The 14,155-nt window shown below is 49.7% G+C and carries 11 protein-coding genes; 4 read left to right on the top strand and 7 right to left on the bottom strand.

Going from position 1 to position 14,155, the window contains the following annotated elements:
- Positions 1–35: 35 nt before the first annotated feature.
- The 6 genes from HNQ57_RS14910 to urtA all read right to left on the bottom strand — a co-directional run bounded on the left by HNQ57_RS14910 (position 36) and on the right by urtA (position 6,144).
- Positions 36–1,082 carry an aliphatic amidase gene (locus tag HNQ57_RS14910; protein WP_184464335.1) on the bottom strand — a complete coding sequence of 349 codons (1,047 nt, stop codon included), beginning with the start codon at positions 1,080–1,082 and terminating at the stop codon, positions 36–38.
- A gap of 57 nt (positions 1,083–1,139) precedes the next feature.
- Positions 1,140–1,829, bottom strand: a complete 690-nt coding sequence (urtE, locus tag HNQ57_RS14915) for an urea ABC transporter ATP-binding subunit UrtE (protein ID WP_184464337.1) — start codon at positions 1,827–1,829, stop codon at positions 1,140–1,142.
- A 55-nt stretch (positions 1,830–1,884) separates the two neighbouring features.
- Entirely contained in the window at positions 1,885–2,631 is a 747-nt protein-coding gene (gene urtD / locus HNQ57_RS14920; protein WP_184464476.1) for an urea ABC transporter ATP-binding protein UrtD, read from the bottom strand.
- Between the two features lie 2 nt (positions 2,632–2,633).
- On the bottom strand, positions 2,634–3,788 hold the full coding sequence (gene urtC, locus HNQ57_RS14925; protein WP_184464339.1) for an urea ABC transporter permease subunit UrtC: 1,155 nt from the start codon (positions 3,786–3,788) through the stop codon (positions 2,634–2,636).
- Between the two features lie 52 nt (positions 3,789–3,840).
- Positions 3,841–4,764 carry an urea ABC transporter permease subunit UrtB gene (gene urtB, locus HNQ57_RS14930; protein WP_184464340.1) on the bottom strand — a complete coding sequence of 308 codons (924 nt, stop codon included), beginning with the start codon at positions 4,762–4,764 and terminating at the stop codon, positions 3,841–3,843.
- 132 nt (positions 4,765–4,896) lie between these two features.
- Positions 4,897–6,144 carry an urea ABC transporter substrate-binding protein gene (gene urtA / locus HNQ57_RS14935; protein WP_184464342.1) on the bottom strand — a complete coding sequence of 416 codons (1,248 nt, stop codon included), beginning with the start codon at positions 6,142–6,144 and terminating at the stop codon, positions 4,897–4,899.
- A 314-nt stretch (positions 6,145–6,458) separates the two neighbouring features.
- Between urtA and HNQ57_RS14940 the strand changes: the two genes are divergently transcribed.
- Positions 6,459–9,830 (top strand): hybrid sensor histidine kinase/response regulator, encoded by a 3,372-nt coding sequence (locus HNQ57_RS14940; RefSeq protein WP_184464344.1) that lies wholly within the window; start codon positions 6,459–6,461, stop codon positions 9,828–9,830.
- The gene (locus tag HNQ57_RS14945; protein WP_184464346.1) at positions 9,827–10,735 is read left to right on the top strand and encodes a response regulator transcription factor; all 909 of its coding nucleotides are present in this window, start codon (positions 9,827–9,829) and stop codon (positions 10,733–10,735) included. The genes HNQ57_RS14940 and HNQ57_RS14945 overlap by 4 nt, the downstream gene beginning before the upstream one ends.
- Before the next feature lie 343 nt (positions 10,736–11,078).
- Here the strand turns inward: HNQ57_RS14945 and lipA are convergent, their stop codons facing one another.
- Complete coding sequence (gene lipA / locus HNQ57_RS14950; protein ID WP_184464348.1) at positions 11,079–12,068, bottom strand: lipoyl synthase; 990 nt, start codon at positions 12,066–12,068, stop codon at positions 11,079–11,081.
- A 407-nt stretch (positions 12,069–12,475) separates the two neighbouring features.
- Between lipA and HNQ57_RS14955 the strand changes: the two genes are divergently transcribed.
- Together HNQ57_RS14955 and HNQ57_RS14960 are read left to right on the top strand one after the other, a co-directional pair.
- Positions 12,476–12,922 carry a 2,4'-dihydroxyacetophenone dioxygenase family protein gene (locus HNQ57_RS14955; RefSeq protein WP_184464349.1) on the top strand — a complete coding sequence of 149 codons (447 nt, stop codon included), beginning with the start codon at positions 12,476–12,478 and terminating at the stop codon, positions 12,920–12,922.
- A gap of 1 nt (position 12,923) precedes the next feature.
- Positions 12,924–14,120, top strand: a complete 1,197-nt coding sequence (locus HNQ57_RS14960; protein WP_184464351.1) for a cytochrome P450 — start codon at positions 12,924–12,926, stop codon at positions 14,118–14,120.
- Positions 14,121–14,155 lie beyond the last annotated feature (35 nt).

A 14,155-nucleotide genomic window follows, 5' to 3' on the forward strand; every position in this document is an offset into this window, starting at 1 on the left:
AGCATTACTGCGGCGCGACCACACACTGCATAGCGTTATTTTCCCGCCTGCGTTTCCTTGCCATAAAAAGGTAGCTCACCTACAGGGCAATCTGCCACGCCAATCGTTGGCCTGGTCATGCGTTCAACATCGGCTTGGGCCTTTTCAGCATCTAGGACCCAGGTTCGGTAAAAGTCGAAGGGGCAGTCTGCAACGCCCTTGTCACCGTCACCTGAGTTGTAGACCCCGGTGTAACCCCGATGCAGTAATTTGAATAAATGATTCTGAGATTGGTCATTGGCTCGGGCATCGCGAATTTGACTCACCGACAGCTGAGCGTATTGCACGCCCATATCTTCCTCGCCACACTCACCTAGCGTACGGCCATCGAAGCCGATAATGGCGGAATGACCAAAATAAGAATAAACGCCGTCAAAACCGCTGGCGTTGGCAACCGCAACATAGCAGTTATTCGCCCACGCCATACTCTTTGCCATCATGACCTGCTGTTCCTTAGCCGGGTACATATAACCCTGACAGCGCACAATCAGCTCGGCGCCTTTCATAGCGCAATCTCGCCAGATCTCTGGGTAGTTACCATCGTCGCAAATAATCAAACTTATCTTCATACCCTTGGGGCCCTCGCTGACATAGGTTTTGTCACCGGGATACCAACCCTCGATTGGACACCAAGGAATACACTTACGGTATTTTTGAACAATCTCACCTTGATCATTGATTAAGACCAAGGTGTTATAGGGCGCTTTATGGGGATGCTCTTCGTGACGCTCGCCGGTAAGCGAGAAAATCCCCCAGGTCTTGGCTTCCCGACACGCAGCACTAAAAATAGCCGTTTCGTCACCGGGAATAGTGGCCGCGGTTGCCATCATCTCTTCATTATCGTACATAATGCCCATGGTGCTGTACTCAGGGAATACCACCAAATCCATACCGGGCAGGCCGATCTTCATGCCCTTGATCATCTCCGCAATATTGCGGGCGTTGTCCAACACCTGCTCGCGGGTGTGTAGGCGCGGCATTTTGTAGTTAACGACCGCCACGCCAACGGTGTCTGGGCTGCTAGAAATATCACCGTGTCTCATTTTACTCTCCGTCTTTACTCATTCGTTGTTCAACGTACACACTGAAATTCATTACGATCACACCGACAAATAGGCTTTTATCTTGTCGGTATCGACGTCTTCGCGAAGGTCTTCATGAATGAAACTGCCCTTGTCGATCACGATAATTCGGTCGGCAATCGCCATGGTAAAACTCAGTACTTGCTCAGAAACAATAATGGTGATGTCGCGCAATTTTTTAATTTCATTAAGCACATTAGCAATGTCTTTAATAATAGAAGGCTGTATGCCTTCCGTTGGTTCATCTAGCAACAGCACCTTGGGATTTGTTACTAGCGCCCGCGCGATGGCCAACTGCTGCTGCTGACCACCCGAAAGATTGCCACCCTTACGCTTGCGCATGTCGGCTAGCACAGGAAATAGTGCATAGATATCATCGGGAATTTTTTTGAGCTTAGAGACCTCCATCCCCGTTTCAATATTCTCTTGTACGGTTAACGAGGGGAAAATCATTCGCCCCTGGGGCACGTAGGCAATACCATTTTCAACTCGCTGAAAACTCTCTTTCTTACTAACATCAATACCGTCTATCAAAATCCGACCATCAGAGCTGGGCAACACGCCTATCAAGGATTTGAACAAGGTGGTTTTGCCCATGCCGTTGCGCCCCATAATCGCCAGCGTCTCATTTTTTGGCACCACAAAATCAAGCCCATGGATAACTTCACTTTGTCCGTAACACACTTTCAAATTAGATACTTCTAACATAATTTTTCACCTCACATGGGCCGATTGTGCACTCGAAGAAGATTGAACGATGTGCTTAGTGACCGAGATAGACTTCAATCACTTTGGGATCTTTCTGCACATCTTTCATATCGCCAGATGCCAGAATCTTACCCTGATGTAAAACCGTGACTTTGTGAGCAATACGCGCGACAAATTCCATATCGTGTTCGATGACCAGCACCGACCGACCCTCACTGATTTTATTGAGCAGCTCTGCAGTTTGTTCACGCTCCTTGACGCTCATACCTGCGACAGGTTCATCCAACATAAGCAGTTGCGGATCCTGAATCAGCAGCATGCCAATTTCTAGCCACTGTTTTTGACCATGACTCAGCAAGCCAGCTTCGGTGTGCAACGCCTTTTCCAGCATAATCTGCGTGGCGACTTCCAGAATCTTATCTCGCACCACCGCATCGTGTTTAAACATCAGCGAGCCAAATACACCGCGTCCTTTAGGATAGGAAATTTCCAAATTTTCCATCACGCTCAAGTTTTCATAAATAGACGGCGTTTGAAATTTACGCCCCACCCCCGCCAGTACAATTTCGTGCTCGGAGAGGTTTGTTAATTCCTTATTCAGAAATTTTATACTGCCAGAGGTCGATTTTGTTTTACCGCAAATCAAATCGAGCACAGTGGTTTTTCCCGCGCCATTTGGCCCTATAACCACGTGAAGCTCATTTCGATCTAAGTAAAAATTTAGGTTGTCGACAGCTTTGAAGCCGTCGAAAGATACAGTGAGATCCTCTATCGCCAAGGTAAAGTCAGTATTGGTAGACATATTCATGATTTTGACCCCTTCAGCTCAATGGCGTCTGCAGCGCTTTTGGATTTACTAAATAAGTTTTTAATAAAATCGAGACGCTTAGTGAGATGGTGACCATAGTCTTCCCACAAGCCCGCCAAACCATTAGGAAAAAACATCACTACCGCAATAAACAAACCGCCCATAAGGAATAGCCACAACTCAGGAAAAGACTCAGAAAAAGCGGTTTTACCAAAGTTAATGAGCAAGGTGCCGTAGACCGCGCCAATTAATGACATGCGGCCGCCGATCGCGGCAAATATCACCATTTCAATTGAAGGCACAATGCCAACGAAGGACGGCGACATAAAGCCGACTTGCAGGGTAAACATAGCCCCACCTATCGCCGAGATCATCGCTGCAAAACAAAATATGAATATTTTGAAGTTCGCCACATCGTAGCCAGAGAAGCGCACCCGATCTTCTTTGTCGCGCATCGCCAGCAGTATCCGGCCAAATTTACTTGTTAAAATAAAGCGGGAGGCAATAATGACCGCGAGGAGTAAAAAGCAGTTAATAAAGTAAAACAGCGTCTTTGCACTGTCAGAGGTGATATCCCAACCATTTAAGGTACGCAGATCAGTAATGCCATTGATCCCGCCCGTTAGCCCCTGCTGACCTACAATCAGTACCGTTAAGATAACGGAAACAACCTGGGTAATAATCGCAAAGTACACGCCGCCGACCCGGCGTTTAAACATGGCCGCGCCAATGATGTACGCAAATATCGTGGGTACAACCAAAACCGCGAACAAGGTAAAAGAGAAACTATGAAATGGCATCCAAAACAGTGGTAACTCCGTAATTTGGTTCCAATCCATAAAATCGGGTATGCCCGGTGTTGACTGGATAGCGGTATTCTCTGGCGAGGAGGCCTCTAACTTTAAGAACATGGCCATAGCGTACCCGCCAATGCCAAAAAATATACCCTGCCCCAAACTTAGCGTCCCGCCATAACCCCACAACAACACTAAGCTAACTGCCGCAAAAGCGTAGGTTAAATATTTACCCACTAGATTCAAGCGAAAGGAATCTAGCATCACAGGAAATACAACCAGGATAAGCGCCGCTAGGATGCAAAACCCTATCAGCCCCTTTTTATCGCCAAATAATTTCTCGTAAACAAAGCTCATCATTAACTCCCAATAATTTAGAACCAGACTTCTTGTAAGCGCGAGGTTCGTCTTAACGACGAACCTTGCTGGCAAACAGTCCCTCTGGTTTGAACATCAAAATTATTACCAAGGTGAGCAAGGTAAAGACTTTGGCCATTGATCCGCTGATAAAGAATTCGAGAATAGACTGGGCTTGTGCAATTGAAAATGCCGAGGCAATAGTGCCAAACAAACTCGCGGCGCCACCAAAGACCACAACCATAAAGGTATCGACGATATACAAGGTTCCGGTGGTTGGTCCCGTAGACGCAATTGTCGTAAACGCCGCGCCGGCCATACCCGCAATACCGCAACCCAGCGCAAAGGTGTAGCGGTCTACTTTCTTGGTGTTAATTCCCACCGCGCCAGCCATTACCCGATTCTGGGTGGTGGCACGCACGCGCAAACCCCAGCTAGATTTAAACATGAGGTAAAATACCGCCAAGGTCGTGAATATCGTTAAACCGAGCACGAACATGCCGTTAATGGGGATGTCGATCATATCGGTTGCTGGATAAGCACCCATCAACCATTCAGGTAGCGTGGGGCTAACTTCCCGCGCACCAAAGATCGAGCGGTAGGACTGCTGCATGATTAAGCTCAAACCCCAGGTGGCTAACAAAGTGTCTAGCGGGCGCTTGTAGAGGTGCCTTATCAATATAAATTCGGCTAAGTACCCGAGTGTGCCTGCAACCAGAAAGGCCGCCGCTATCGAGAACACAAAATAGTACGGCATAAATGCCGGAATATAGGTTTCTGTGAGTGTAGAGATAAGATAGGTGGTATATGCCCCGGCGGCCATAAATTCGCCGTGCGCCATATTAATGACCCCCATCTGCCCAAATATAATTGCGAGTCCCAAGGCCATCAGCAACAGTACGCTGAACAAGCTGATGCCGGCGAAGCCCTGCATAGCGAATATCGCACCTAACTCGTCGTAGCTATAACCGCCCATTACTTAGCCTCCGCTAAAAAATACTTCAACATTCTTTTCACTACTTTTTTCCACTGCATGATTTCGTTAAAGCGCTTGGCGAGCATTGCTGCTCGCCGGTATTGCTAAGATCTTTCTAGGAAACCCGAAGGCCTATTGGTAACCTTCTGGGAATGGATCTGGCTCGATCAGCTCTGAGGTATACACCACCTCGGCCTGGCCATCTTTCTTCCACATACCTACCCGTGCCTTACTCCAAAGGTGGTGATTAGGGTGGAGTTTTACATAGCCTTCTGGCGCGGTAGTCAGCTCAATATCACCTTCTTCAGATGCCTTAACGACTGCGTCTACGTCAAAGGTACCGGCCTTTTCTACAGCAGCTTTCCATAACCAAGGTCCTAGATAAGCAGCTTGCGTTACGTCGCCGATCACACTGTCGTCGCCCCACATCTCTTTAAACGCTTTCACGAAAGCGACGTTGTTAGGGTTATCCTGGCTCTGGAAGTACTTCATGATGGAGTAGAAGCCTTCGAGGTTTTCACCCCCGATGCCCAACACTTCATCTTCCGTCACCGAGATGGTCAGCAACGTCTGCTTCTTAGAGTTAATACCCGCCGCTTTAAGCTGCTTAAACCACGCGACGTTACTGCCACCAACTACTGCGGCGTATATCACGTCAGGCTTTTTCAGGCGGATTTTGTTGATGACCGAACCAAACTGGGTATCGCCCAGTGGCTTGTACTCTTCACCCACAACTTTGCCGCCCAAAACGTTTTCTATGTGTTTACGAGCAATTTTCATGGAGGTACGCGGCCAGATATAGTCAGAGCCAATCAGGTAGAAAGTCTTTGCACCCTTTTCTTTCGCCACCCAGTTCAAACCGTCTAGAATCTGCTGAGTCGCTTCTTGGCCGGTGTAGATAACATTTTTAGACTGCTCTAAGCCTTCGTAAAATGTGGGGTAGTAAAGCAAGCCGTTTTCTTTTTCAAATACTGGTAGCGCCGCTTTACGCGAGGCCGAGGTCCAGCAGCCAAATACGGCGGCCACCTTGTCGTTCACTAACAATTTACGGCTTTTCTCAGCAAAGGTTGGCCAATCGCTGGCGCCATCTTCCTGAATGATTTTGATTTGACGCCCCAGAATACCGCCAGATTCGTTGATTTGCTTAATGGCCAGTTTTTCAGCCTCTTGCGCACCGGTTTCACTGATTGCCATGGTGCCCGTTAACGAGTGCAAAATGCCCACGGTTACGGTGTCATCGGTAACCGCCTGCCCTGTGCTGGTGGCGGGTGCAGCCCAACTCAACTGCGATGCCAGAATAATGCCCAGCGGTAGTGCGCCAAGAGCGCGAACTACCTTGCGGCGCCCCCAAGAACGCTGATTATCGGATTTATCACTCATCGTTACTTCTCCTACCCTACGGTTGCTTGATTCGACAGTGGACAGTCTCCGCAGAAGTGACGTACCGCACCATGAGGCGAATGCTCCCCCCGGCTAAGTTAAATGACGTATACCGCCTACGGCAGCGGCGCGGTACTTTCCATACTCAGCTGATTTTCGCAAAACAGACGCCGCGCTACGCATCAACTGACGGTTACCAGGAGAAACAGAACAAGCCTAATAGCGCGAGATTCGTAAGAAATTAAGGCCTATAATGGCCAAACATGAGTATGTCATTCAGCCAATGAGCTGTTATCGGAGCGTCATTTGGCCATATGAGTGCGCAACAAAAAGTGTTCCGGGTACGCCGGAAATACAATCGCTGGGTCGCCAATGAAACCTTAGAAGACTACGCATTGCGTTTTACCGCCAAAAGCGCGCGCAAGTGGTCACTTAACCGGGTTTCAAACACGGCGCTGGGCGCTATTTCGTTTCTTGCTTTAGAAGCGATTGGCGGCGCGATCACCCTCAGCTACGGTTTTAACAATACCGTCGCTGCGGTAATGGCCGTGGGTATTATTATCTTTTTAACCGGCTTGCCCATTTGCTATCACGCCGCGCGCCAAGGTATCGATATTGACCTGCTCACCCGCGGCGCCGGGTTTGGCTATATTGGCTCAACGATCACCTCACTGATCTACGCCTCATTTACGTTTATTTTCTTTGCGATCGAGTCGTCGATCATGGCGCTCGCCCTAGAGCTGAGCCTCGACATCCCACTTAAATACGGTTATTTAATCAGCGCCGTAGTAGTAATACCGCTGGTGACCCACGGCATTACCTGGATAAGCCGCTTTCAAGTGTGGACTCAGCCGCTGTGGATTATTTTACAGCTCGCACCACTGGCCTGTATCGCGTGGCAGTCCGACCAGGCCTTTAGCAATTGGGTGGCATTCACACCACCAGACAGCGACCCAAACCTCAATATTTTGGCCTTTGGCGCCGCCTCGGCGGTGATATTTTCATTAATCGCGCAAATTGGCGAACAGGTGGACTTTCTCCGATTTTTACCCCACCAAGACCGACCGAACAAACGCTGGTGGCTCGCTCTAATCGCTGCCGGCCCAGGCTGGATTATTAGCGGATCAATCAAAATATTAGTGGGTTCCTTTTTGGCGGTATTAGCACTGAGTCATGGCACTCCTTTTAGCGAGGCCGCCGACCCCAACCATATGTACCTCACCGCATTCAGTTATTTGGGTTCATCACCTCAACTAACACTTATTTTATGCAGTGTATTTGTGATTTTGTCGCAGCTGAAAATTAATGTCACCAACGCCTATGCCGGTTCTATTGCGTGGTCTAACTTCTTCTCCCGACTCACCCACAACCACCCCGGTCGCGTGGTTTGGCTTGTCTTTAATGTCGCCATTGCCCTGATGTTGATGGAGCTGGGCATCTATCGAATTCTTGAAGAAATTCTCACCGCCTACGCCATTATCGCGCTCGCCTGGGTAGGCTCTTTAGTGGCCGATCTCGTGATCAATCGTCCCCTTGGTTTACGGCCCCAAGCCATCGAGTTTAAACGCGCCCATCTTTACGACATCAACCCTGTTGGGGTTGGTTCAATGATTATCGCCTCAACCGTAGGCTTGCTCGCTCACCTTGGGCAATTCGGCATCACGGCCCAGGCGCTAGCCTCGTTTATTGCATTGGGCAGCACATTTATTTGCGCTCCCTTGATTTGCTGGTTTACTAAGGGCCGATATTACTTAGCACGCGAGCCAGTAATCGCGAGCAGTAAAATTTCGCTGCGCTGCTGTATTTGCTACCACCACTTTGAAGGCGAGGACATGAGCCACTGCCCCGCCTATGCAGGGCCAATATGCTCACTGTGCTGCTCACTCGACAGCCGCTGCCACGATATGTGCAAGACTAATTCGCGCATGGCAGAGCAGCTCACCAATACCCTTAGTTTTCTGTTGCCAAGACGCTGGATAAGCTCGCTCAATACCCGCACTGGCCACTTTATCGGTTTGTTCACCTTAATCAGCTTAATCATCGCCAGTGTTTTAGCCTTGGTCTATGTCCAAATAACGATTGATGAAGGTATGGAGCGCAGCCTAGCGGCGGGCGCTTTATTTAATGTGTTTTGTATTCTGCTGATCGTATCCGGCATATTGGCCTGGATGTTCGCCCTGGTTCACGACAGCCGCCGAGTTGCACAGGAAGAATCCCAACACCAAACCACCTTGCTCATGGCTGAAATAACCGCTCATAAACAAACTGACCAGCAATTGCAGCGCGCCAAAGAAATCGCAGAGGCGGCCAACCAAGCCAAAACACGGTATTTAACGGGCATAAGCCATGAGCTACGCTCCCCCCTAAACGCCATCCTCGGCTACGCCCAACTACTGGAAAAAGACGCTTCAATCCCCGCCAGTCGACTCGACGCCTTACGTGTAATCAGACGCAGCAGTGAACACCTAGCGGATCTTATTGAGGGTTTACTCGATATATCTCGCATTGAAGCCGGCCGCCTTGAACTCGCGCCAAGCGACATTAATTTGGGAAATTTACTTGATCAAATCGTAAGTATGTTTCAAGTTCAAGCTCAGGCAAAAGGCATTGGCTTTAGTTTTGACCGCCTAACCCCGCTGCCCGAAACAGTAAAAACCGATGAAAAACGCCTCCGCCAAATTCTGATTAATTTAATTTCTAATGCCATCAAATATACACCAGAGGGCAGGGTTAACTTTACCGTTAGCTACCGCAATCAGGTCGCCGAATTTATCATTAATGACACAGGCATTGGTATTGCCGCGGAAGATATTGAACGCATTTTCCGGCCTTTTGAGCGAGTACGTAAACCCGGATCACCCCATATTGCCGGCACCGGTTTAGGCCTAACAATCACCCAACTGCTCACCGATATTATGGGCGGCAATATCGCTATTCACAGTCAAGTAGGCGTTGGCAGCGAAGTAAAACTCAATTTAATGCTAAGTAGCACCGACAAACTGGCCAGCGCCAGCCCCAGCGAGCGAAGAATTATCGCTTACGAAGGCTACGAACAAGCCCTGTTTGTGGTGGATGACGAACCCACCCACCGCAGTTTACTCAACGACATGCTAAACCCACTTGGCTTTAATGTGATCTCCGCCCCCGACGGCGACACCTGTTTGGATATGCTGCGCTACTGCGAATCTCAGCCGCGTATTTTCCTACTAGACATTGCCATGCCGGGCATGAGTGGCTGGGACTTGGCCAAAGCGATACGGGCGCGTATTCACAACGCCACCATCATTATGATTTCCGCCAATGCAACTGAAGTCACGCCGGAAAGCAGTGGAGTTCCTCCCCACGACGCCTATTTGTTCAAACCCATCCGCGTCAGCCAGGTGCTAGACTACCTAGCAAAATACGCCGGCATTAATTGGGTATATGAATCAAAAGAACAGAGTGAAAATCGCGTGGTGGCACATACGACCAAGGCTGATACAATTCCACTAACCTTAAGCAATGAGGCGCGCCGCGAGCTAATTCAGCTCGCCAAGATTGGCTACGCTAAAGGCATTCGCCACTGCTTAGACAAACTCGCCAAAGACCCAAACATCGACCCTCAAAGCCTTTCCAGCCTGCAAGAGCAGGCGGCAGGATTTCAATTCGCGGCACTCATTACCGCACTGGAAGAAAAGCCAATATGAAGCAAGCAAGTGCCAAGAAAGACGTCGTACTGATTGTCGACGACTCCCCCGACACGCTGAGCATGTTAAATGACACATTAGACCAAGCGGGCATCACTGTACTCGTCGCGCTGGAAGGTGCCCAGGCATTAACCATTGCCGCCACTATCACACCTGACGTCATATTAATGGACGCCTTGATGCCAAATATGGACGGTTTTGAAGCCTGTCGACGCCTAAAAGAAAATCGCGATTTAGCTCACATTCCGGTGATCTTTATGACGGGCCTCAGCGACACCGAAAGTATTGTAAAAGGCTTTGCCGCAGGCGGCGTCGACTATATTACCAAGCCGGTAAAAGGCGACGAGCTGATTGCGCGAATGCGCGCCCATTTAAACAATGCGCGCCTAACTCTCAGCGCGCGGGTGGCGCTGGACAATACCGGCAGCTTTTTATTTTCAGCCTCTGCTGAAGGTAATTTACTCTGGGCAACCCCACAGGCTTACCACTTACTTGAAGACGCAGGACTTAACAACGCGTGGCTAGACGAGAATTTGCCCAGTCAACTCCGCCAATTATTGGCGCCACACTACAATAGGGACAAGGGGCTGCTCGTGAAAGCGGTCGATAAACCGCTGGAAATTCGTTACATCAGCCAAACGGGTAACGATGAATATTTATTACAACTTATCGACATGGAACGCCCCTCAGACCTTGAACGCCTGCGCGCCGCACTACCCATTACCGAACGGGAGTCCGAGGTTTTACTGTGGATTGCCCACGGAAAAACGAATCGAGAAATTGGCACTATTCTGGACATGAGCCCTCGCACCGCCAATAAACACCTTGAGCAAATTTTTCGCAAACTCAATGTTGAAAATCGCACCGCTGCCGCCGTTGTTGCTTTAAAGCACTTACCTAGCTAACCGACTTGCACATTTAAATTACGCTTAGGCCGCACAACAAACCACCGTACTTTTCATCTTGCTGGCCTTAACTGAAACCCGTGCTCCCTTCCCACCCCCGCCCTCCCTTAACTAGCATGAAAGTAATGGCACCGGCTTTTATACCAATAAAAACCCACACTGACCGAGGAATAGTAGCGAGAACGCCGCAAGTGAACGAAATCTATAAGTAAGCGGCAAGCAGCGTGTAATGGAATTTGATTATGTGGTGGCCGTGGCCCTAGCCTGCCTCAGCTATTTGAGCCACCCGTGCTTCGACACTTCACTAGTACTGGTATCCCGCGCTAGCGGAATATTCAACAACTTAGCCAAGCCCCACATTATTCTTTTGCAGCACCTGCTCCGCGCGGTAACTAGAGCGCACCATAACGCCAGAAACCACTTCTAGGAATCCCTTTTCCAAGCCTAATTGGCGATAGTTCTCAAACTCCGCGGGCGTCACATAGCGCGCGATCGGCAAATGATTTACCGTTGGCTGCAAGTACTGACCCAGTGTCAGAATATCGACATTAGCCCTTCGCAAATCATCCATTGTCTCTAGGATTTCTTCGTCGGTTTCACCCAAACCCAGCATTAAGCTCGTTTTGCTTAATACTTCTGGCTTATAGCGTTTAGCATGTGCCAAGACATCGAGGGTTTGCTGGTAGCCCGCTCGAGGATCACGCACTGGGTGGGTTAGGCGTCTCACCGTTTCAATATTCTGTGCAAACACCTCGATCCCAGAATCAACCACAGCCTCAACATCGGTTAATACCCCTTCAAAATCTGGGGTTAAGGCTTCAACTGCGGTATCTGGATTTACTTCTTTTACCCGTTTAACACAGGCGGCGTAGTGACCGGCACCACCGTCGGCCAAATCATCGCGATTGACCGACGTTAGCACCACGTACTTAAGCTTCATCAATTCGACTGATCGCGCCGTGCGCTCCGGTTCGTCGGCATCCAATGCGCCTTTGGGGTTACCTGTATTCACGGCGCAAAACCGACAAGCTCGTGTACACACATCGCCCATTAACATAATGGTTGCCGTACCCGCGCTCCAGCATTCCTGCAAATTTGGGCACTTTGCCTCTTCACAAACCGTCGCGAGTCTATTTTCAGCGACAATCGACGCCACTTTTTTATAAGCATTGCCGCCCTGGATTTTAACCCGCAGCCAATCAGGTTTTGCTAACCGCTCTTGGGTTTGATTAGTTGCCTTAATACCATCTTTAATGGCCTTTACGCCCCTTTCAGTGGTGAATTTTTCACCACTATGGATTCGCACGGACGGGATAATATCGTTATCTGACATCAAAATAACTCGCTATAAACAATAGGCCGAACTGGAAATGGGATTAACCTAGGCTATTCCAATACGAGTATTTTAACATAGATAGCCACGTAAGGAGCCAGCCCCACAATATCGCTACTTTGCTAGTGAAAACGGGTAATTCCACCTCGCGAGTCTATACCGAGCTGAGCAAACGCTATCACTCTTACCCTCTTTCTTTTTTTAAGAAGGTTAGTGCTTTAAGCATGTGATGCCCATGATTTTCCCCCACGGTATTTAAGTAAAATACCCCCTGAACTCAAGATCTGACAAATCAAGCACCCTCCTCCAAACGGAGGTTTTAAAGGCCTTGCCATCCCGTCATACTGATTAGAGCTGCAAGCAGTACTAATAAGAACTCGAAAGAGACCACGACATCAGGAGCAAACATGGCTATTACAGAGGCGGTTCACATCGGCGCAGACGAGCTGCCGTTCATTGATATTGGCGATGGCAGCCTACTACGGGTACTACAGGTCAAGCGCGGTGAAGGCCTGTGGATAATCGAGAACATCTTCAAAGCAGGCTATGAAGTTGAAACCCACAAACACACTGGACCAGTGTGGGGCTACACCACCTCTGGCGCGTGGAAGTACAAAGAGTACGACTACGTTAACCGCGCCGGATCGTTCTTATATGAACCAGCCGGGTCAGTCCACACCCTGCAATGTATTGAAGACAATACCCGGGTGTGGTTTCAGATGTACGGTTCAAACACCAATATGGACGCCAAAGGCAATATTACCTCCGTTGTCGATGGCCAAATGACCCTCGATTTCTACCTCGCCATGTGTGAGGCGCAAGGCTTACCAAGCCCCAAGGTATTGGTGGAATAAGATGAATATTGATGTTTATAGCCCAGACAGTTATCTCAATGGCATTCCCCACAAGCAGTTTCAATGGCTGCGTGACAATGCGCCGGTGTATCAGCACCCACATCCGGACGGCAGTAGCTACTGGGCCATTAGCAAACACGCCGACGTTATGGCGGTATCGCGGGACTTCCAGACATTCTCTGCGGAGCGGGGGTTTGTGCTAATTGACGACCTGCCAGACAGTACCCTGGAAATGGCCCGCAACCAATTACTGGGCATGGACCCACCTCGTCACGCCAAGCCTCGCCGTGCGGTCATTACCCGCTTTACATCCAGTCGACTCAAAGCGCTAGAACCACAAATACGCGCGATAGCCCAAGAGATTATGCACGCAGCCCAAGGCCGCGACACCGTGAACTTTGTCGACGACCTGGCCGGCGACCTCCCCACCGCGGTCATCTGCGAGCTAATGGAAATTCCCCGAGATATGTGGCCGCAGATTCGACGCTGGTCCGACATGCAGACTTCCGCCTCGGACCCCGACCTAGGCGGCACCGAGGAAGAAGTTCTACAGGCAAGTATCGAAATGGGCACCTACGGCTTTGAACTGGCCTGCGAGCGAAAGGGCAAAGACGGCGACGATCTCATATCCCTACTCATCAACCAAGAAGTCGACGGCGAGCTCATTTCTGAAGCCGAGTTCGCCAGCTTGTTTGTGCAAATCGCTGTGGCAGGCAATGAAACCACCCGCGGCTTAATCAGCTCCGGCATGTACCAGCTCCTGCAACAGCCCGAGCTGTACCGGGAGCTCGAAGCCCAGCCCGAGAAACTGCCTAGTGCCGTAGAGGAAATGCTGCGCTGGACCTGCCCATTGCACTACTTTCGCCGCACGGCGACCTGCGACACCGACATTGGCGGCACGGCGATTAAAGCAGGAGACAAGGTGGTCATGCTCTATAGCTCAGCCAACTTTGACGAAGCCGTTTTCGATCAGCCCATGCAATTCAACATTGAGCGCAAACATAACCCCCACATGGCCTTCGGCCACGGCATTCACCTCTGCCTTGGTGCCAACTTGGCGCGGATGGAAGCTAGAATATTCTTTGAGGAGTTCTTCAAGTACTTCGCCAGTATTGAACTGCTGGGGAAGCCAAGTTACATACGCTCAAACTCTATTCATGCCTTTAAAACCATGCCCGCAAAGCTGCTACCGCGCTAACACGGCAGGCCAATGAGCTAAGCAGAGCAACATTG

The sequence above is a fragment of the Zhongshania antarctica genome, assembly GCF_014202945.1.
In the GTDB taxonomy this organism is placed as follows: Bacteria; Pseudomonadota; Gammaproteobacteria; order Pseudomonadales; family Spongiibacteraceae; genus Spongiibacter; species Spongiibacter antarcticus.

Coding starts and splice junctions, on each gene's coding strand:
- lipA (WP_184464348.1), bottom strand. CDS start 12,068: ATGTCAGATAACGATATTATCCCGTCCGTGCGAATCCATAGTGGTGAA.
- urtC (WP_184464339.1), bottom strand. CDS start 3,788: ATGAGCTTTGTTTACGAGAAATTATTTGGCGATAAAAAGGGGCTGATA.
- urtB (WP_184464340.1), bottom strand. CDS start 4,764: ATGGGCGGTTATAGCTACGACGAGTTAGGTGCGATATTCGCTATGCAG.
- HNQ57_RS14960 (WP_184464351.1), top strand. CDS start 12,924: ATGAATATTGATGTTTATAGCCCAGACAGTTATCTCAATGGCATTCCC.
- HNQ57_RS14945 (WP_184464346.1), top strand. CDS start 9,827: ATGAAGCAAGCAAGTGCCAAGAAAGACGTCGTACTGATTGTCGACGAC.
- HNQ57_RS14910 (WP_184464335.1), bottom strand. CDS start 1,082: ATGAGACACGGTGATATTTCTAGCAGCCCAGACACCGTTGGCGTGGCG.
- HNQ57_RS14940 (WP_184464344.1), top strand. CDS start 6,459: ATGAGTGCGCAACAAAAAGTGTTCCGGGTACGCCGGAAATACAATCGC.
- urtD (WP_184464476.1), bottom strand. CDS start 2,631: ATGTCTACCAATACTGACTTTACCTTGGCGATAGAGGATCTCACTGTA.
- HNQ57_RS14955 (WP_184464349.1), top strand. CDS start 12,476: ATGGCTATTACAGAGGCGGTTCACATCGGCGCAGACGAGCTGCCGTTC.
- urtA (WP_184464342.1), bottom strand. CDS start 6,144: ATGAGTGATAAATCCGATAATCAGCGTTCTTGGGGGCGCCGCAAGGTA.
- urtE (WP_184464337.1), bottom strand. CDS start 1,829: ATGTTAGAAGTATCTAATTTGAAAGTGTGTTACGGACAAAGTGAAGTT.